This is a genomic window from Clostridium estertheticum (assembly GCF_011065935.2).
GTDB lineage: Bacteria > Bacillota > Clostridia > Clostridiales > Clostridiaceae > Clostridium_AD > Clostridium_AD estertheticum_A.
On record NZ_JAAMNH020000001.1, the window covers coordinates 5,012,195 to 5,032,849 of the forward strand.

21 protein-coding genes are annotated in these 20,655 nt (G+C 29.1%); 2 read left to right on the forward strand and 19 right to left on the reverse strand.

Annotation, left to right across the window (positions count from 1 at the left end):
* Positions 1-358 precede the first annotated feature (358 nt).
* The 7 genes from G9F72_RS23780 to G9F72_RS23805 form a co-directional block, all read right to left on the reverse strand.
* A complete protein-coding gene (locus G9F72_RS23780) occupies positions 359-829 on the reverse strand; it encodes an HIT family protein (protein ID WP_164958003.1) in 471 nt (156 codons plus the stop codon).
* A gap of 39 nt (positions 830-868) precedes the next feature.
* The gene (locus G9F72_RS23785) at positions 869-1,225 is read right to left on the reverse strand and encodes an inorganic pyrophosphatase (RefSeq protein WP_164958002.1); all 357 of its coding nucleotides are present in this window, start codon (positions 1,223-1,225) and stop codon (positions 869-871) included.
* Positions 1,226-1,452: 227 nt separating this feature from the next.
* Entirely contained in the window at positions 1,453-1,911 is a 459-nt protein-coding gene (locus G9F72_RS23790; protein WP_164958001.1) for an NUDIX hydrolase, read from the reverse strand.
* A gap of 319 nt (positions 1,912-2,230) precedes the next feature.
* The gene (locus G9F72_RS27240) at positions 2,231-2,353 is read right to left on the reverse strand and encodes a hypothetical protein (protein ID WP_263487058.1); all 123 of its coding nucleotides are present in this window, start codon (positions 2,351-2,353) and stop codon (positions 2,231-2,233) included.
* Positions 2,354-2,717: 364 nt separating this feature from the next.
* Positions 2,718-3,830, reverse strand: coding sequence for a stage II sporulation protein P (locus tag G9F72_RS23795; RefSeq protein ID WP_164958000.1), 1,113 nt, complete (start codon positions 3,828-3,830; stop codon positions 2,718-2,720).
* Between the two features lie 91 nt (positions 3,831-3,921).
* Positions 3,922-5,679, reverse strand: coding sequence for a M56 family metallopeptidase (locus G9F72_RS23800; RefSeq protein WP_164957999.1), 1,758 nt, complete (start codon positions 5,677-5,679; stop codon positions 3,922-3,924).
* Between the two features lie 5 nt (positions 5,680-5,684).
* Positions 5,685-6,068 (reverse strand): BlaI/MecI/CopY family transcriptional regulator, encoded by a 384-nt coding sequence (locus G9F72_RS23805; RefSeq protein WP_164957998.1) that lies wholly within the window; start codon positions 6,066-6,068, stop codon positions 5,685-5,687.
* Between the two features lie 597 nt (positions 6,069-6,665).
* On the opposite strand from G9F72_RS23805, the gene G9F72_RS23810 reads away from it, so the two are divergent.
* Positions 6,666-7,055: a VOC family protein gene (locus G9F72_RS23810; protein ID WP_164957997.1), complete on the forward strand. Its 390-nt coding sequence runs from the start codon at positions 6,666-6,668 to the stop codon at positions 7,053-7,055.
* Positions 7,056-7,120: 65 nt separating this feature from the next.
* On the opposite strand, the gene G9F72_RS23815 is transcribed toward G9F72_RS23810, so the two are convergent.
* The 9 genes from G9F72_RS23815 to G9F72_RS23855 all read right to left on the reverse strand — a co-directional run bounded on the left by G9F72_RS23815 (position 7,121) and on the right by G9F72_RS23855 (position 15,057).
* A complete protein-coding gene (locus G9F72_RS23815) occupies positions 7,121-7,624 on the reverse strand; it encodes a tyrosine-type recombinase/integrase (protein WP_164957996.1) in 504 nt (167 codons plus the stop codon).
* 75 nt (positions 7,625-7,699) lie between these two features.
* Positions 7,700-7,876 (reverse strand): hypothetical protein, encoded by a 177-nt coding sequence (locus G9F72_RS23820; protein ID WP_224676236.1) that lies wholly within the window; start codon positions 7,874-7,876, stop codon positions 7,700-7,702.
* A gap of 265 nt (positions 7,877-8,141) precedes the next feature.
* Positions 8,142-8,579 carry a tyrosine-type recombinase/integrase gene (locus G9F72_RS23825; RefSeq protein ID WP_224676237.1) on the reverse strand — a complete coding sequence of 146 codons (438 nt, stop codon included), beginning with the start codon at positions 8,577-8,579 and terminating at the stop codon, positions 8,142-8,144.
* Between the two features lie 135 nt (positions 8,580-8,714).
* Entirely contained in the window at positions 8,715-9,743 is a 1,029-nt protein-coding gene (locus G9F72_RS23830; protein ID WP_164957995.1) for a hypothetical protein, read from the reverse strand.
* A gap of 47 nt (positions 9,744-9,790) precedes the next feature.
* Entirely contained in the window at positions 9,791-10,801 is a 1,011-nt protein-coding gene (locus G9F72_RS23835; RefSeq protein ID WP_164957994.1) for a phosphodiester glycosidase family protein, read from the reverse strand.
* 99 nt (positions 10,802-10,900) lie between these two features.
* Positions 10,901-12,754, reverse strand: a complete 1,854-nt coding sequence (locus tag G9F72_RS23840) for a M56 family metallopeptidase (RefSeq protein ID WP_224676238.1) — start codon at positions 12,752-12,754, stop codon at positions 10,901-10,903.
* A gap of 13 nt (positions 12,755-12,767) precedes the next feature.
* The gene (locus G9F72_RS23845; RefSeq protein ID WP_164957993.1) at positions 12,768-13,151 is read right to left on the reverse strand and encodes a BlaI/MecI/CopY family transcriptional regulator; all 384 of its coding nucleotides are present in this window, start codon (positions 13,149-13,151) and stop codon (positions 12,768-12,770) included.
* Positions 13,152-13,779: 628 nt separating this feature from the next.
* Entirely contained in the window at positions 13,780-14,505 is a 726-nt protein-coding gene (locus G9F72_RS23850; RefSeq protein ID WP_164957992.1) for a CD3324 family protein, read from the reverse strand.
* Positions 14,506-14,886: 381 nt separating this feature from the next.
* A complete protein-coding gene (locus G9F72_RS23855) occupies positions 14,887-15,057 on the reverse strand; it encodes a hypothetical protein (RefSeq protein ID WP_164957991.1) in 171 nt (56 codons plus the stop codon).
* Positions 15,058-15,564: 507 nt separating this feature from the next.
* Here G9F72_RS23855 and G9F72_RS27245 point away from each other — a divergent pair.
* Positions 15,565-15,699, forward strand: a complete 135-nt coding sequence (locus G9F72_RS27245) for a hypothetical protein (RefSeq protein WP_263487059.1) — start codon at positions 15,565-15,567, stop codon at positions 15,697-15,699.
* 520 nt (positions 15,700-16,219) lie between these two features.
* Here the strand turns inward: G9F72_RS27245 and G9F72_RS23860 are convergent.
* The 3 genes from G9F72_RS23860 to G9F72_RS23870 are packed head-to-tail and all read right to left on the reverse strand — an operon-like array spanning position 16,220 to position 20,516.
* The gene (locus G9F72_RS23860; RefSeq protein WP_164959876.1) at positions 16,220-17,605 is read right to left on the reverse strand and encodes a hypothetical protein; all 1,386 of its coding nucleotides are present in this window, start codon (positions 17,603-17,605) and stop codon (positions 16,220-16,222) included.
* Positions 17,606-17,623: 18 nt separating this feature from the next.
* Positions 17,624-19,183, reverse strand: a complete 1,560-nt coding sequence (locus G9F72_RS23865; protein ID WP_164959875.1) for an AAA family ATPase — start codon at positions 19,181-19,183, stop codon at positions 17,624-17,626.
* A 19-nt stretch (positions 19,184-19,202) separates the two neighbouring features.
* The gene (locus G9F72_RS23870; RefSeq protein ID WP_164959874.1) at positions 19,203-20,516 is read right to left on the reverse strand and encodes a hypothetical protein; all 1,314 of its coding nucleotides are present in this window, start codon (positions 20,514-20,516) and stop codon (positions 19,203-19,205) included.
* Between the last annotated feature and the right edge of the window lie 139 nt (positions 20,517-20,655).

Genomic DNA, 20,655 nt, shown 5'->3' on the forward strand with positions numbered 1-20,655 from the left:
AATGTAAAATAGTGAATTAAATTTTAGTCCTATAAGTTTGACAGTCTCTACTTGCAAATCTTAAAAAAAGTAAAACAAATAAACCTAATGAATTAGGCAATTTAAAACTCTTTTAATTTTAATTTTCTATTTTGAAAATTAATTAGCAAGTAGTAATCATCATTTTATAGCACCTCCTGTGTATTTATATGTAAATTGTACCTATTTGAGGATATAAAGTCAAGGTATTTATCAGTTTTAATAGTAATATGCTCAAATAATTACATTTATTTAATATGCTGCGTCCATATATACAATAGGATAAATATTATCCAGTGTTCTATTTGCCAAAGTAGTTTTTCCTGACCCAGATGAACTGTTAAATGTTTTTATTATTAAAATAATTTCTTAATTTTTCTGCATATTCTATACGTTCTTGTGGTTTTGATAGTTCCCTGTCTGTTAGATATAAATTATCATCTTTATATCTTGGATATACATGGAGATGATAATGCCATACATCTTGATTTCCACAAGGTTCATTATGCTGTCTTGATGATATTCCATCGCATTTATAAACAGTTTTAAGTGCAATAGCAATTTTCTTTTCTAATTCATGTATTTTAATAGAAAATTCACTAGGTAAATCATAAATATTCTCAAAATGACTGTTGGGAATAATAATGATATGCCCTTTGTTATTTTTCCACCAACCAGCACCAATAAAAGCAGTCACATAGTCATCTTTATATACTATATCGCCCTGTTTAGTATACAAATGTTCATTTTCAATTCTATTGACTATTAAGCAAAAGGGGCAAATATAGTCCTTTGGGGCATGATTATACATATTTATCACTCCTGTTTGTTTCGCATTTTCTTACAATTATTATCCTAACCTTGATATTAAAATCCCCTTCATAAACTCGTAATTATTATGAACTCTATATATCATTTCTTTTTCATTATTAGTACAACCAATCAGTATTTTAATTTCAGAATCTTTTTTTAATAAATCTACAATACATATAATAGAATCAATTTCATGTTTTTCATCTGTTCCTCGCCATATGTCAATTCCGTCACCATCCATAGAAGTTGTATTTTTTAAATATCCATAATCAACTTCATATATCATATCAGGATATTTAGGGTCTCTTGAACCTTTTGGTCTATCTATTACTATTTCAGAATCACTTACTAAATCGTCTAACATACTCCAAAATTGTTGATTATTATAATTCATTATCTATCCTCCACCCATTGTAATTAATCTTCACTATTTTCTACAATGTTGTAATAACCATAAAATCACGATTGTCACAAACTTGCATAATAAAATTCAAATTTTCCCTATGTAAGTATTCTAAAAAATGATTCAGTAACGTCTTTCTTCCAAATCAGATTGTTCCATCAAAATACTATCAATATTCTTGCGAATTTCTTCTATTCTATCCATAAATTTATTCCCCCTTAAATTTTAGACCTTAAAGCCTCTGAAACCGCCCAAGCCTGATGTTTCAAAAACAACCCCTTAACACACTCACCTGCTTCAATCCATAATAGCTCATGGTCATCTTCAATCTTATAGCTTGTCTTACATTTTAAATTTACAACATAAAAATATCCTATTCCATGTAAATATTGATTTATCTTTGATATATGATACAGTGAAGCCTTACCAATATATCTTCCTATCACAACCTCATATCCTGTTTCTTCTATAAATTCTCTTTCAAGACATTCTTTATGAGTTTCTCCCTTCTCAATACCACCACCAGGTAAAAAGTATCCTGTTGGTGTTTTTATCGTAGCAATTTTACCTTCTTCATTAATCACTATTCCATATACACCACCTCTATCAATGTAGTTTACACCATTAAGTTTTTCACCAAATACTTTTTTATCATCATTAACAACATTTTCAGCCATATTCATCCCTCCTATTTAAATGCCAAATCATTTTATTCAATTTATAACATCAATTCCAAATCATTTAATTATTATATCATTTATTCCAATTAAGCTCTATATTTACATATAACTTATATTTAACTATATGTAATTCCTTTTATATTAATTTTAAAATTACAGCGAGAAGCTTTGGATAACTCCAAAGCCTTTTCGCCCTTTTCCTCTACTAAAATACTCCTAATTCACACGAAACACGAATATTAAAGTCTGTCCTTCTCCTTGCATTTTATCAATCTCTCCCTCATATTTTCAATCTCTCTATTTCAATTCAAGGAGCTTATTCCTCCCTTAAATCTACTACTCTGTCATGCTCTAACACTATCTTCTTTAGTTCTATTCCCTCCTTAACCCTATCCTCTTTTCGTCCCTTAAAGCTAATCATTCCAAGACTTCGTTTCATTTTCTATCACGCTTTTTTCTATCATTTATTAGGGAAAATTATCAGGCTTTTAATCTTATATTGGGGAGTTTGGTTCAAACTGGAATCTGGGATTGGTGTGGCAGAATGATAAAAAAAATGAAGGAGTGCAGGTTAGTGTACCTGCATTCCTTCATGGTGCAGCTTTGTTATAAACAGTTAAACTTTTTTATAAACGATCAATCTTTTTTATAAACTTACACATGCTGTAGTTTTATAATAAAGATTGATTATAACACATCGTATAAATGAGTTAATCCTGTAAAGTTAATTATTTTTTTATAATAAAGTTTGATCAAAACTAAACACATACTCAGGACCTTATAAATTAACATTTTTCATGATGTTATTTCTTTCCATTTAACTGTTCTGCAATGATTCTTGATAAATACTTACCAGTATTTTTTGCTTGTTCAATAGTAGTATTATTATTTCCTACCTCAATTAACATAGCATTATCACTTCTATCTTGGCTATAGAAATCATAGCCCCAATGATAAAGATAAACTTGTCTGTTGTCCATAAGACCTGGATATAATTTATTTGATATTCCTATCATGGAGGTTACTAACTTTTTCTGTTTGGCATACCTAGGGTTTTCATCTGTCATTACAAACATAACCTTAGCAACATCTACTCCATTTATTTTAGTTTTTTCATTTTTATGAGTTAATAGAACACCATCTCTATGTAAATCAATAATTATATCAAAATTACCATATTCCTTTAAATACTTATTTAAAGTAATTCTAGATTTTTTGTAAGAACCATTATAATCTCCTACATTATGAATAGTATTATCATTTATAGCAGCAATTCCATAATCTTCTTCTAAATCCTTGGCTATTTCATCTCCTACTTCACAGACACCTTGTGTTAGGTCCATATTAAAAGTATCTGTAGATTTATCATTGTCAGAGGCAAGATAAGATTCGGTCGTATGAGAATGGTAAATAAGCACTCGTGGCTTAGCCTTATTTAGGGTTTGTTTCAACTTTGGGTTATATATGCCTAAAATAGAAGTGTCAATTACTTTATCTCCTACTTTACTTACCTGCTTATCACCTAAGTTAAAAGGATTAAGAATAAATACTTTTCTTTTTTCACCATTGCTCTCGTTATCTATGCTTACATTAGCACTTCCTTTATTATTATCCAAATATGCAATTTCTTTTGTTACTATTGAAAGGGGATTCAAAATATCCATTCCTAAAAATGATAAAGCTGAAACTTTTATATTATTTTTACTGTTAGTACTCTGCTGTTCAGTATTTGATGACTTTATTACGGCTAATACATTATTAATAGCCATAACATAAAAGTAATTTAAATATTTTTCTCCATTGTCTGCCTTAGCACTTTTGGGTAAGATTAAGCCTAGTAAAAAAATAATAATAAACACTAAAACACTAAAAAGTTTCTTTCCATTACTATCTTTTTTAACACCATTCCGCATCATATTCATCCCCCCATACTGCAATAATTTAGTTAAATTCAGCTTATGGTAATTTTATAAATAATTTATATCCTATTATATTTGAACATTTATATTAGTTAGCTGAAACCTTTTGGGTAATCTTTAATGCTGAAACTAGTTCATTTACACAAGCTTCAATATCACTGTCGCTTGACATATTATTTCCAATCTCAATAACTGATGCTTTGTTAGATAAGTCTTCATTGTAAAAAGATATTCCATATTGATAAAAGTATATTTCTGATTCAACTCCATTTAAATTTTTAATATTTCCTATTAGACTGTCAACGAATCTTTTATTTGATTCATAACGCGGATTTTTTTCAGTAAGTACAAATTGAATTTTTTTCGTATCAGATTTTTCCTTTACTGTAATATCCCGATGTATGTCTAATAAAATAGTATTTGAATATTGCTTTACATTTTTTGTTATCATATCCCGTGTTGCTTGATATGATTTTGTATAATCTGTTGGTGGGTCACACTTTATAAGATGACTATTAAAACCTTCTTTAACAAGCTTATCACTTATTGTAGCGCCCACATCAGTTACTTTCTTTCCAGAAGAATAGGTTTCATCAGGATGACTATTGTATATTACTATGTCAGTTGAAAATGGTACTATATGATTAGTACTATTACTTACAGATTTTTTTATATTAGGTGATGCGGATACGCTTGATGTAACTAAACTTTTAGGAGTTTTGACCAATGAGTCTATTTGTAATGTCGTAGCTTTAGAAATATTTTTATCTGAACTTATGCTTGAAGTGTTTATTGCAATTCCAAAGCCACCTATAATAAATACAACGACAGCTCCAAGTATTATACCTTTAATATTTATTTTATTATATTTAGAAATCATAATAACTCTCCTTTTCATTTCCAGTCTATTTAAAACCATTGTTGTAGTTCCCATAATTCTATTGCATTTACCACCTAACTCCAATACCTTTATTATTGTATTTCCATATTCTATGTTTTTACCTTCGCCTAGATAGGAAATAACTTGACCATCACAGGAAATTTCACAATCTTGTCTCATTTTATGAAAACCATAGAGCAAAATTGGATTAAACCAATAAATCATGGACAATAAATTAATAGCCCAATTTATAGCTATATCCTTGCTTTTCAAATGGGTTAATTCATGCATTATAATATATTTAAATTCTTCATCACAAATATTGGCTGCTATACTGACTGGAATTAATATCTTTGGTTTAAAGAGCCCACATAAAGAAGGGCTACCTATCCTCTTAGAATATGATAATTCTACCTCAGTTCTTATATTCATATCTTTCATGCATTTTTTTAAAATTTCACTATGTTTGCCGTTTATATTTTTTATAGAAGCACTAACGATATTCTTTAATTTTTTATATCCTATACCTAATATCCCTATTGATAATGCAACACCTAATATCCAAATAAAACAAAATATTTTTCCAAAATTAAATATGTTGTTTAAACGTATGCTGATGGCGTTACTAATTACAGTATTATTCGAAGGATGTACCTCACTTATTAATTTTGAATCTACTAAGTCTGAATTTGTAAGTTCTTTTGAAGAGTTAGTTTCTGTGTTTTGTGTGATTTTATTTGTAGTACTTTGTACATAAAAATTTTTATATAAATCAGATATATTTAAAGGGTTTTGTGGTCCAAAAGGAATTATCAATTTAATGATTAAAATTAACCATATATAATATTTAAAAGTAAAATTTAGTTTATTTCTAAATATCCCTTTAGTAATTAATATCATAAATACAATTATGCTACCAATTAAGGATGAACGTACAATTATCTCAAAAATATTTAGTAAATTCATACACATCAACCTTTCGTTTTACTTGACTGCTCTAGTATGTTTTTTAATTCTGCTATATCCGTTTCAGATATTTCTTCCGACTGGGCGAAGGTTAAAAGCATAGATTTGATTGACCCATTAAATACCCTCTTAATAAAGGATTGGCTTTCTAATTTAATACATTCATCTTCTGAAACCAAAGGAAAATATAAATATTCATAACCCAATTTGTTAAATCCGATTGCATCTTTAGTTAATAATCTGTTTATTAGTGTTTTAACTGTAGCTGGCTTCCAATCGGTTTTATCCTTTAATTTCTGTATAATATTAATTGATGAAATTTCAGGATTAATCCATATTATCTTCATTATTTCCCATTCAGCATTTGATATTTTAGGAATTTCATACATTTTATAACGCCTCATTTCAATTACAACTGAAATCGCTTAATTTACAACCGTAATTTGTATTATTTTATAATATATTCTTTAAAATAATAATTATTACGATTTAACTACAAAAAAACTTCCAAGGTTTTTTTGTAAAAGCGCTGGCTTTGTAAATGAGTATAATTTGCAATATTAAAATATTGCACTCCACTTTGCTTGAATAAGTAATATAAAAATCATTAATAAATCTACACTCTGATCCTTAGGAGATTTCCTATATTTATTTACCCAGCCCTGCATTGTTTAAAAGACTATCTATTTAAATAAAAAAGCAACCCTATTAATTTAGGGTTGCTTTTTTATAATACAATCACGATGTAGATTGTTATATTGATTCATACATGGGGTAGCGCCAACATATCCGACTTATCTATACTACACAACATAGAAATGGCGTAGACAATTGATTTTAATGTTGTTTATATATAAACAATGTAGGTTCTCTGTTTATGGGAGAATTGTTCCAAAGTGTGGTAAATCATGATAATATTACATAGAAAGTTACGACACAGTTGCAAAATATTATGTATTGAAAATTAAGATTAAGGATGTGCTAATATGAAAATCGAACATGTAGCAATATGGACTAAAGATATTGAAAAACTAAAGAAATTTTATGTAGATTATTCTGATGGCATTGCTGGGGATAAATATATTAATATCAAAAAAAAATTCGAATCATATTTTATTAAATTTGAATCAGGTTCTAGACTTGAAATTATGCAGATGACGACAATTCCTCCAAATTTAAATGATGCTATTAATCAATATATTGGCTTAATTCACATTGCTTTCTCTGTAGGGGGTATTGAAAAGGTTAATAGACTTACTGATACATTAAGAAAAGCAGGTTACATGGTAGTAAGTGAACCGCGTTATACTGGAGATGGTTACTATGAGAGTTGCATTTTGGACCATGATGGAAATCGAATAGAGATAACAGCATAAGTCTGATAATTCACAGTATTTGTTCGTGTTTTAAAATTAAATAGTTACTTCGCATGTTTCTTATTTTACGCAGCAACTAGTTTCAAAACCTTTACTGAAAATGCCTCCATAAAACTATGGAGGCTAACCTTTGTCATAAACTTTTCCTTGTAAGTACATAAGCTGTTGCTTTGTTTTGTGGCCTCTTCCCAAGACTTTCTCATAGTTGTATCAAGTATTTTTGCATATGTAAGTGTCATCTCAGGCGATGCATGAGCCATCCCCTTTTGAACATGCAATAGATTCATTCCATTATTAATAAGTTCTATTCCCTTTGTATGTCTAAAAGCGTGGTTCTTAAAATGAAATGTATTGCCACTTTCATCAACTATTCTTCTTTTTTCAGCTAAACTATTAAGGCTTTCGCTTACATTCTTGGCACCACAAGGATGACCCTTACGTTTACCTGAAAATTTAACAAAGAGAACCTTTTTAGGATTATTATCAAGAGTACTTTTACTTTTAACCATCTCAATGGCTGTATTTACTGTACTAGCAACTTCATCAGTGATAGGTACTCTATGATTCAAAATTCTTGTTTTTAAAATATCATCACATAAATATCATCCTTGCGATGTTTTTTCTAAGCAATTGTCATATTTAAGCTATAGAATATCTGATATTCTCCATCCTGACGCACGAAGAAGAATTATTACTGGTATATATTCAGAAGGTGTTAGGTATTCTAAATTATTTTCTAGTTGCTGTAAAACATCTTCAGGTATATATTTTACATTATTTTGTACCCATCTATTATGGTGAGGAAAGTCTTCCTTAAACATTAACGTAGAGATAGGCTAATATCATTATCCCAATATCCAGAAACACTGGAGCTAACCTCAAGTAATTTAGTTTCATTTTGTATAGGCTTAAAAACTATATTCATAAGTTACTGTCATCTCTTTTCTCTTGCTCAAATTTCATTCTTTTTTCTGCATGTTCCCAATCTTTTCGTATTTCTTCATCCGAAGGATGGATATACATTTGCATTGTAGTTTGGATGTGTGCATGGCCTGCGCGTTTCATAAGGTGTTCATCTTTCCAGCCTTATCTACGAAGCTCTGTTAATGATGTATGCCTTAAAATATGTGGTGTAACATCAATTCCTGTTTTTTTCTTTAGTCTTTCAAATAGAGAAACAATATCTTGATACTCCAATGGTTTATATCTGTTATCATCAGAAATCTTTATAAACACATGATTGGTATCAACCTCATCTGTGTGATAGTCTGCTATATATTCCAGATAAAAATTCATTAGATCTGCAGATACATCTACACTTCTAGGGCTACATACAGTTTTTATTTCTGCATGATTTTCAAGTTCTCCACGGTCTCTAATCTGAATCTTCCTAGCATCAATCTCAAAGTCTTCAAGCCATAATGCAAGTGCTTCTCCTATACGCATTGAACTCTCCCATAACAATTGAATTAGGAACTTACCTCTAATATTTGAGCAACCATCCAATAAGAGTAGAAGCTTCATAGTTTACTATGAGTTCTATCTCTTTTTCTAGTATAGTTAATCCGACTCTGTTGGCTCCACCCCATATATAAACTTCATTTTAAAATTTCTTAGTAAATAAAAAACTATGCCAAAGGCATAGTCTGTATCCACTTATTACTTGAAAAGCACAAAAAATATTTTGTTATTTACAATAGATACTACTCCCTTATTATATAATTGGACAAATTTACCTTTATAGCTAGTTTGAGTTCCAGAATTTATATCTTTTATTACACCTTTTAGCGGATCATTTTGATATATTTTACCATTACCTAATACAAATAAATTTTCTTTAGCGCAAGGTGTTTGTAATTCAATAGTTTTCCATGTACTAGTATCTTGTGACGTTTTACCATAATAAACTTTACTTATTAAATTGTCTTTTAATTGTGCAAGATATATATCATCATCATCATCAGCCCCAATTAAGGTAAGTTTATCAACATCACCCACACTTATAGCATTGCTTTTACCAGTAACATATATTTTATTATACACTGAGCCTTCATAGAACAATTTATCTTCATGGTGAATCAATACGATATTGCCCACGAGTTTAGGTATTGTATCGATTTTTGACATGTCTGGATTTCTATCGATTCTATAAATGCTGCTTTTATTAGCATTGTTTGATACTTTCACGTAAATAAGTCCTGTTAATGTCGCCGTTTGAACATCTTCTACTTTAGGGTTAGTGCCATCACACTCAAATTTTATCGTTTCTACTTTTTCATCTTTTACTACATCGTAAGAATATAATATTAAGTTACTAGATTCATCATCACTTTCTTTTTCTACTAAAATCATTCTATTTCTACCGGGAACCCATGAAGCAAAAGAAATGTTACACCCATCTTCCGACTTTATGTTTTTAGTTTTCCCAGTCAAACAATTAACAATTACCAATTTTTCATCATGGTAATAAGATATATATTTGGCATCATAAGATGCTAATATATTTTCTGCATTCGTTGGTATAGTAATATCAACATCTTTGGCTTTGGTACTTACCTCTTCCACAACTTTTTTGGAAACTGCCTTTGAATCGGTAGCTAAAAAATAATGATCAATGTAAAAGAGACCTAAACATTGCAAAGATAAAGATACTACTATCCATATGCTTATTCTTTTCGTCCAACTCATATTTTTTCTCCTTTAACTTCAAAGTATCATATACTTAAATTTCATTCTTATTTTCTACTCTCTATATACATAATTGAAGGTACTGACCTTTCTCCCAAACTATCTGATGGACTATTTATAACTTCATCATCATAAAATAACGTTGAAGAAGAACCTCCATCTAAGTTAGTAGCGTTAACAGCACCATAATCATATAATACATCCTGTGCTTCCCTTAAATTAGCCCCTAAACTCCCTAACTTCCTACCGTCAATCACTAAAAATATTATTGCTCCATCTTTTCTTTGAGCTACACACGTTCTAGGTGCAATACCCCAACCACCATCACCTTTAGTAATAGTTTTTTGTCCATTAACTATAAGTGCTGGTCCAAAAGATACTGCATCAGTTACTCCAACTGTTTTCATATCAGAAAGACTATGAGGACCAACTAATAAATTCCCTGATTTAGTCATTGCTACAACTTCTGTTTTTTTATTTACATCCGTTATATCATTAGCAACGATTTTTCCATTGGCCATTATAATTCCAACTGGATTTGCTCCTGTACCTGTCCATTTAGTTCCATTATCTAGATCTTTAAATCCACCACCATTGATTGCCGCAATTGCATTGTTATCCTTTGCAATATCACTAGTTAGCTGCCCTTCCGTACCAAGCAAACTTGTGTAACCTACTTTTAACCTAGTTGGATCATTAATTATTAATATGTAACCTTCAAATTTATTTCCTTTTACATCATATCTTTCTATACTATCATCATCTTTATTTTCTACTTTTACACCATCTAAGTTATTTTGGACTAAGGCATCCACCTTTTGTGTGCTCATGATTTTTGCTATTGCCGCTTTTGATAAAAATGTGGTTGCAAGCCATTGTAATGAATAAGTAGTCATTGCCGCACCTACTACTGTTGTCTTCGCATTTTTAAATGGACCATAATAAAGCATAAATGGGCCAGTAATTGTTGTGAACGTCAATTCAAATATTACAAATAATAAAACAAGTTTCATTTTTATTTTTCGTTTTGTTTTTCGTTTTCTTTCATTTTTTTTCATATTTACCATCCCTTTAGTTTTTTAAGCAACAAAGGTGTACTAAGGCGTAACCACTGCTAATTAATTTGCATCAAAAAAACATATCAAAATATTAGCTTATTAAGGCAATACCATAAAAGTAGATACTACTTTTATTTCTCCTTTATTGTCTGGATCATTAGCTATTACATCTCCACTTTCAATTAGTCCTCCGCAGGGGTTATTAATTACTTTTCCGTTATAGTACATAGTTGATGAACTTCCTCCATCAAGATTAGATGCATTTATAGCGCCATACTGTAAAAGTATATTTTGTACATCGAGTAATGTAGCGCCTATAGATTTAACACTTCTACCATCAATGGTTAATAAAATTACTGAACCATCGTTTTTCTGTCCTATAGCTGTTCTTGGAGCAATGCCCCATCCCCCATCACCTTGTGTAATTGTGGGTTTGCCATTAACTATAAGTGCAGGTGCAGGTCCAGAACTAACGGCTTCTGTTGCATTAAGCTTATTTAATTCATTTAATGAATATTTACCAACTAGAAGGACCCCTTTGTTTGTAAACGCAACTATATCTGTTTTACTATTATTGTCTGCTATATCATTAAAAATAAGCTTTCCATCCCGCATTATAAGTCCTAATGGGGATGCTTTTTTGTTAAACTGATCAAAATCTCCTGCGTTAACAGCTGCTATAGCACCATTATCTTGGGCTATCTGACTTGTTAGTTCCCCCTGCTCTCCTAGTTTATTACTATATCCAACTTTAACTCTTGTTGGGTCTTTAATGATAAGTAGATTTCCTGTGAACGTTTTTCCATTTGAAGTATTATACCTTTCAATGCTTATTTTACTAACGTTACTTAAAGTTGTGATAGCTTTTGAAACCTGTTTATATTTATTATCCGCAAGCACTGGTTTATTTTTAGCATTAGTAAGCATTACTCCACCGAATAAGGTTAATGTTACAATAGGAATGATTGTCCACTTATAAGAATTTTTCTTAAATAAAGAAATCATAGTAATTCTCCTTTTAATTTGAGATTTATCACTTATAATAGATGACATCCCATAAACCTGCGGAGTCTTTTTATAACTTTCTAACAACTTTATAATAGTTTTACCGTAATTTATATAGTCACCGCATTTAACATGAGATAAGACTAATGCATCACAAGCGAGTTCCTTGTCATTACGCATTCTATAAAATGAATACCATATGATAGGATTAAACCAGTGTATTATTTGGAGTATTCCTGATAAGCAGCTTACTATTATATCGAGCCGTTTTACATGGGCTAATTCATGTAAGATTATAAATTCTAATTCGTTTTTATCAACATAGTTCTCAATACCACTTGGTAGTAGCAAATTAGGCTTTATAAACCCATAAATGCAGGGTGTTTTAATTTCGTTAGTATTTATGATTTTTATATGAGATTTTATATTTAACTTTTTTTTGCACTGTAATAAAAGAAGTAAAACGTCCTCATTAATACACACGTGACCCTTCTTAAACCTGGCCTTTAACTTCAACGTCATTACAATTGTATAAGAACCAATTAGAATAACGACCAGTAACCACAGACAACTTATCAATTGTAAATATACCGGACTCTGATTAGTATTAGATGTATTTGTTTGTATATTTGACGTAATAAGATTGGGAGCTACATTTATATCTTTCTCTTTATTATTAAACATTTTGATTGCCTTGTTATTTATTGAATAAGGTACTTGTGTAATAGTTGTGCTTTTTAAATTTATAATATTAAAAACACTTAATGAACTTTCTAGTCCATATGGAATTAATAATCTAATTACAACAATTAGCCAAATAGCATAATGCCACCTCACGCCTAACTTGTCTTTAATAAGGAACTTAAAGGCAAGAATTATTAAGCTTAAAAGACTTGCCAAAGCAGTTGAATATAATACCCATTTAAAAATAGATATAACCAACACCATAAATACCACCCATTTACCCTTTCTTCTTATCAAGAATGTTTTTTAATTCTTTAATTTCTGCGTCAGATAACTTGGATTCATTTAAGAAATTAGCTATCATACCATTTAATGAACCATTAAACACACGGTTTATAAACGATTCACTCTCTGCTTTTATGCATTCATTCTCTGATAACAAAGGGAAGTAATAATATGTTTTTTTATCTTTTTTATCTATTGTGTAACCTAGGACTTCTTTTTTTACTAAACGGTTTATTAAAGTTCTAATAGTATTTGCCTTCCAATCAGTATTTTTACTTAAAGCATCGACGATCCCATTTGCAGTGCAGATATTATTTCCCCAAACACATTTCATAACTTCCCATTCTGAATTTGATATTTTAGATGCATTAATCATTTCATCATCCCTTTTCTAATAAATTGTATTTTACGATTTGTAACTTCATAATATATATATTACATGTGTAATATATATTTGTCAATATAAGTTATAATACATAAGCCTTATGATTTTCTGTATAATTTTCAACTATATAAGCACTATATTTATATATAAATATAGAAAACTTAAGAAGCTTTTAAAGAAAATATTTGTAGCCACACTTGTGACTGATTTAGGAATGTTGGGTTTTTTAAAATATTGGGGCCATAAATCTGTAACAAACACATTAATATACTTTCAGTTTACAACAGAATAGCAAGAAACTATGTATGCCAAATTTCAAAAGAATAATCAAATGGTTTAAATATTGTTAAAAAGTTTAATCAAAGTTGATCATGTAATAAGCCATAATCATTGGATAATATAAGTTCCATTGATTATTGACTTTAAATAAAATTTTCTTTTTTATAATACATTCAAAGTAATAGGTCAACACTTTATGTTACATTCAGAATATCAATACCCGCATAATAAAGTACCCACCTATCTAATGATAGGCGGGTACTTGCTACGAAATATAGGAATATTGCGAAATAAATTTATTACAGATGATGTCTTTTGTGTATTATCGAGTTTGTTCAATCTAGGCCAAATATTCGGAGTATTTAGACAAAAACAGGTCATACTCATGCTTTTCAGTTATCCAAACAATTACATAATACTCTTTTACACCTAATCGTGAGTATGCTTCAAATCTATGGTTTCCATCGTTCAACTCAAATTGTCCATCCACAAAATGAACTATAAGTGGTGGCATATCTTTTTCGCTTTGAATAACACTTTCCAGTTTTGTAACATGCTGTTCAAACCAATCTGCATTTACTCTGTATTTCATATATGCTTCTGGACCACAACAACGAGAAAAAAGTGATAAAGGCATTTTTATTGGTCCTAAAAAATACCTATCAAAAAGTTTTAGTCCATCTGAAAATCCTTTATTATGTCCATCTGATAGCAGATAGGTGTGGAGCCACTCCTCAAGTTTTCCTTTTTTTGCATAGTTCTGAGATGATGATAACGTACACTTGTATTCCATAATGAATCCCTCCTTTTTTGAATAAACAATTTTCTTAATTGAATCGCAGGAAAGATAGTATTCATCGGATAATTGTTCAATACTGATTCCATCATTGAATTTATTTAGGATATTACGATTGCGTTCAAGTAAATACTGTTTATATCCAGAAGTCTCCCCCCATTCACGTCTTTTGGCACCTGATGGAATATAGACGAGTTTTCCTGATACATATTTTTGTATTTGTCTGAGCAATTGTTCAGGGAAAATATCCTCACCGTTTTCATATTTCATAGCTATCCCTCCTTTATAGTAAAGTGTACTATACCATTAACAAAGTAAATATATTAAGAACTTATATAAATGTTTTTGACATACAGCATTATTAAAAACACAAATTTCATTAACCTCGTAATTTTTTACGGTTACGAAATAATTCTTGTAAATAGACTATACCATTATATACAATATTTAACTACTGTTTAACATGTGTTTTATGAAAGTATAGCTTCTTCAATAATCTTCTTAACCTCTCGAAATCCTGTAAACTGATGAACCTTATAAATACTTATTCCAATTGCCTTCTCATTAATTTCTTCGATAGCCATTTTATTTTCCTTTTCCCGTAACCCTTTAACAAATTATAAAATTTGATCTCTACTTTGTACACAAATATTAAAGTCTGTCTTTTTTCTTGCATTTTATCAAGCTATCCCTCATATTTTCAATCTCTCTGTTTAAGTTCAAAGAGCTTATTCCTTCCTTAAATCTATCCCTGTGACACACTCCAACTCTATCACCCTTAGTGTAAACAAACATTAAAGTCTGTCCCAACTCCACCACCACTCCAACACCCCCTCAGCCCTTCACCCATCTACCATCCTACCCATTCCAACACCCAACGCAATTTTTACCACAAATATTAAAGTCTGTCCCAAAATCACTCCTTTCCCCCTCTTCATTCTCCTAAAATACTCCTAAATCATACTCAAAAAAGAATATTAGAGTCTGTCTTTTTTCTTGCATTTTTTCTACCCATCCTTCATATTTTCATCCCAATAATTAAATAAGGACTCCACTTTTCCATCCTTAAATCTATTATTCTATCCCTCATTAGCTCCCTCAAAAGGTCTAACGACCATTTCATCAATCCCTCTCATATCAGGCTTGTCATCGGTTTTATCCTATTTAAAATCATTATTTTATCAATCCTTATTCAATCCTTATTCAATCCTTATTCAATCTTTTCCGTCAATCCTTCAATCCTCTGGTCAATCTTTTTTCTCAATTTAGAGGCTTAGGCAAAGAAGGAACGATGATAAGAGAAGGGGCGGTAAACCGCCCCAATACCTTATGTTATGGGATATGGAGAGATTTAGGCCTGGACAAATTAAAAGAAAAATTGTCCACAGTAGCACTCAACTTTATGAGTCTGATGTGGACAATTCTGTTGATAATTCTATTTGTAATTTCAAGGTTTTAATATAAATATACCTCACACTTTAATCTATCAATCCATCCAAGGCGTAGCCTTCGGCTCATTCTCTCATGCTTTTTTCTTAAATTTATTCGGATAAATCATCGGGAGGGTTGGTAGTGCAGGAATCTGCGATTAGGGGGCGGGGGGAATAAAAAAATGAAGGAAGGCAGGTTGGTGTTCCTGCGTTTCCTTCATTTTTTGAGACAGACTGTATTGTTTGTGGACAGACTTTAATATTCGGGGACAATGTTTGATGTTTGTGTACAAAGTAGGATGAAGGGTTTAAGTATCTAATTTTCATGTATTATAGTTTTGCCCATTTTTTAGAAAGGCATTTCTTGCATAATAATATTAGATTTATTCCTTATATAAAGTTCCTATAATCTTTTATCTAAGTATTGCACATGATTACATTTATAAATTGTATTCTGTTCCTAATACTTAATCCTATCTAAAATTTAAACAACTAAAGCTGTGTTTATATCATTATTATCATATATACATTAATTTATCCGATTACACTCATGTTTACATATTGACCACATTAAAATATTTGTAGTGGCAATCTTTCTTAACTTTATTACTTATAAATCTATAAGAAGAATAAAAATATAAAAATATGAATATATCAAAAGGAAGAACCTTACTATAAATATCAAAATGTATGATTATATTTCCTATGTTATATAAAAATAAAACAATAACAAAAATAACCTTTAAATTTCTAAACTTATGTGGTCTTGATACCAATATTATATATCCAAAAATCGCCAACCAAATTAGTAGTGTTCCCCACGCAATTAAAATATTAGAATCAATAGGATTTCCTGTTTTATATAATAAATATATTCCTCTCTGGTTAAACAAGACACCAATTAACAAATATGTACTTCTAAATACTCTTGCGTAACGCACATTCCAATTGAGCGTTATATTATACATTCTGAATAATGGATTTGATATAAATTCATTATTTACCATCATTTCTGTGCTATCAGGTTCTTTTCTTTTATACAATTTATTTGATAATCTGGTCCAATCTAAATTAATATCAAAATTGTTAAAATTGTTAATCACATTATATCTTGTATACTTTGGAACGGGAAAAAAAGTACCTCCTATTCCTTCTTTAAGTATTTGCTTTACCTCACCTCTAACATGCTTATACCGATACAAGGTTGACCCAATAGTTATTTCTCTCCAATTTTTTATTTTTGTTGTTTTTAAAAGTGTAAGTATTAGTATTATAATATTTCCTACTAAATTCAATGTAGTAAAAATGAAAATGCTTACTTTAGTAATTGTAAATTTAAAATATATATATTCATATAGTGAAAGATTTAAAAACAATGTAATTAGTATGCAAGTCTGTATCAACACACACACTAAAACACAAGTAACAGAAATCCAGAAAGTCTTTTTTGAAAGTCCATTATACGAATTATATGAGATTGATATACTTGTAAGAAATTTAAATCCTATATAATTAATTACTGGTATTATAAATAACACCTTAGTATCTAATGGTTTAAATGCCATTGTTAGGATAGTTAGTATAGTAGGAAGCATTAAATAACATAATATTAATTTCACTATGTTAATCATCAACTGATAAGATTTAGCATATTTTGAAGAATCCAGTACAGTTATAAATTTATTTTTTAATCCAAATATTAATACATATGAAATGCAAACCCAAACAATTGGTGAGTCAACTCTCTTAACAATAACAAATCCAGCAACGCCTATTATAAACATTAGAATTAACATGATTACAGGAAACCATGCTACTAATATTCCGTACTTATCATATATTTTAGTTAAATATTGAATCACGTTCCTTATACTTCCATTAGTTGTTTGTACTACATTATGTTTAACTTTTCTTTTTCGTTTTTTCTTCTTTTTATTCATAACACTCCCACCATAAAATCAAACCTCAACTAATTCAATAAATTTATTTGTTAATCTTATATCTATATCTCTCAAATTATTTAAATCCGAAATATTGATATTTAATAGCATATTTTTTACTGTATTATCAAATTCATTATTAAATTCTTCATTATACTCATTAATCAAATGCTCGGTTCTATATATAACAAAGTTCTGTTTATCTTCGCAATTTAAAGGAATGAATTCATACCTCATACTTAATCTTGAAAACAACGGTTCGGGGATTACATTTTTATAATTACTTGCATTTAAGTTTGATGTAAATATTATAATATATCCATTTAAATCAATTTCATTTTCATCAAGGTCAGTAAACTTTCCATCTTCTAAAAGTTCATAGAAAAAGCTAAAGATGGACTTATCTGCTCTATCAAATTCATCAATTAATATTATTTTAGAATTACTATTACGAATCTTATTAGTAAGTTCCCCGCCCTTTTCACTACCAAGGTATCCTTTGGGTGAACCTATTAAACTCCATAAAGAACCCCTTTCAGAATAGTTTCCGAAGTTAATCTTAATCTCTTTACTATTAGGATAGAGATTTCTATGTAAAATTCTTGCAACTTCGGTTTTCCCTATTCCTGAATCACCACATAAAAATACGGAAAAAATTTTAATTTCTTTCATTTTATTAAGAATTATATATTTTTTTATTTGTTTCTTAAAATCCTCTTTAAAATCACTATGACCAAATAGTTCTTCATCAAATTTGTCAAGAAATTTATCAATTTCTCCTTTGCTCATATCAACTACTTTAATTTCTTTAGTTTCCATATTATTATCTCCTACAGAGGGTAACTTAATATATTCATGGAAACTGTATTTGAACAACTGCTTACAGTTCTCTTTATCATCCATATCAACAATAAAGTCTACATTTGCTAATTTTGATAACTCACTTAAAATTATTTCAAATGACAATAATAAGTCACTCCTCATATTAACCATCTTCACCATAGCTGTTATATCAAAAATGTATTTTTCATTATCATCTAATTTACTTTTATCTACAGTATAATCTATGTAATTGGTTTTTTTTATAACTTTTATTATTGATAATACTTGTACATCATCTATCTTTTTTCTATTTAAAAATTCATCAAAGTTATTTTTGTTATACACCGTTATATTTTTTATAGAAGTTGTTTTCTCGTTAAGAATATTTTCCTCATTCCCATCATTATCATTACTTTCTCGCTCTGTTAAATACTCCTTTCCAGAAAAGTATTGTGGAAATATTTCAAAAGCTCTATCAGCATAACTGTGTTCAACCACTATGTCAACATTTCCCAGTCTATACAAATGGCTAATTATCACTTCATAAAACATTGTTATATCTTCTCTTGCCACCACTAATTTTAGCATTGTAGTTATATCTACTAATAGTTCTTCATCGTTCAAATAATCTTCTTCAAATTGCGAAGATATATTTAAAAGTGATGATATTGATATAATATTATACTTCTCGGATAATTCTTCATAGAAATCATCAAATTTTTCTTTATGATATACAAATATTTTCTTCCTATCCATTTTATCACCACATTTCTTTTTACTTTATATTTAATTCTTTTATAATAGCTATTATATCTACGTAATCACTATTTTGATTATTTATAACACCTACCGCTACTTCTTGATTTATAGACTCTGATTCAGGTGTTGCAGACCTTGTTAGTCCTGAATACAGTGGCGTGGTACTTGTATTTTGAGTGTCTGTAAAAAATTGAAAGGCATTTTTGTATTTCTGTTTTGAATCCTTGCCTCTGTATATACCCACCAATGTCATTTTACCTATAAGAATATCGTAAATATTATAATCACTTTCAAAATCATTTTCAAATGACATGGGTATTTTAATATAAAAAACAAAATCATCTACTGAACATTTCAATTCATAGCTACAATCCTTTAGCATAGAATTCATTAATGATGACATATTCAAATCCATTTTCATATCATCTGATGTACTACTGACATTAGAACCATTAAATGCTCCATTTAACAACATTTTTGTTGTTTGCATAGCCTGTTCTTCATTGATAAGTTCAATTTCAACCTCATTAAATAAAAACAAATCACCTGGACTTATCTCACAATCCTTATTATATTCTTTAGATTTTTTTATAATAGTATCTAATAAATTTGATTTTGTAGTTTTTACTTCAAAATTCTCCAACACTTTGTTTTTGGAACTATTTGATTTAGCATATTCCTCTTGAAAAGAAATTCCACTTTTAATAAAATTTAAATAATCTATATTTATATTTGTGCTTAAATTTTCATTAAAGCTTTCACTATTTTCGATTGTTTTTTCATTTTCGACACTAATTACAACTTTATTATTAATTAACATCGCAATTTCAAACACTTTTGATATATTGATATAATAATTATTAAAAAGTCTACTTTCATTTATATTTTCAACATCTAAACTTAAATTAGGTCTGGAATGTGGTCTTTCTTTTAAAAATACAAGTGATAAATATATTACTCCAAAGCAAATTAGAAGTATAATTATTTTATCAGTTTTACTGTTTATATTGAATTTCATTAGAATAGCAATCATATATAGGAATACTGTTACAACGAATGAATTCTTAAAACATACCAATTTCTTTTGATAATCATGTGCTTGTATTTTGAAAATGCTTTTACTACTTGTCCACCAAATAACTAATGCAAATAATATAGGAACTGCCACTATGTACAAATCAATATTTTTAAAATAGGATTCAAGATAATTGTTTATTGAAATAAATATCAGTGTCTCGACTATTGATAATGCTATAATTAGTAATGTTGGCCATATTATATATATCCTTTTACCTATAGCTTTACTTTTTTCTTTTATAAAATTAACCATATATAACTCCTCCCCTCCTAACTCATAATATTCCCCATTAATTTTAAATATTATGAAGATACTTCTTATATAAACAACGATGTCACATACTAATATTATATCATTATCTTACATTAACTAAACATTATATTTGTCCAAT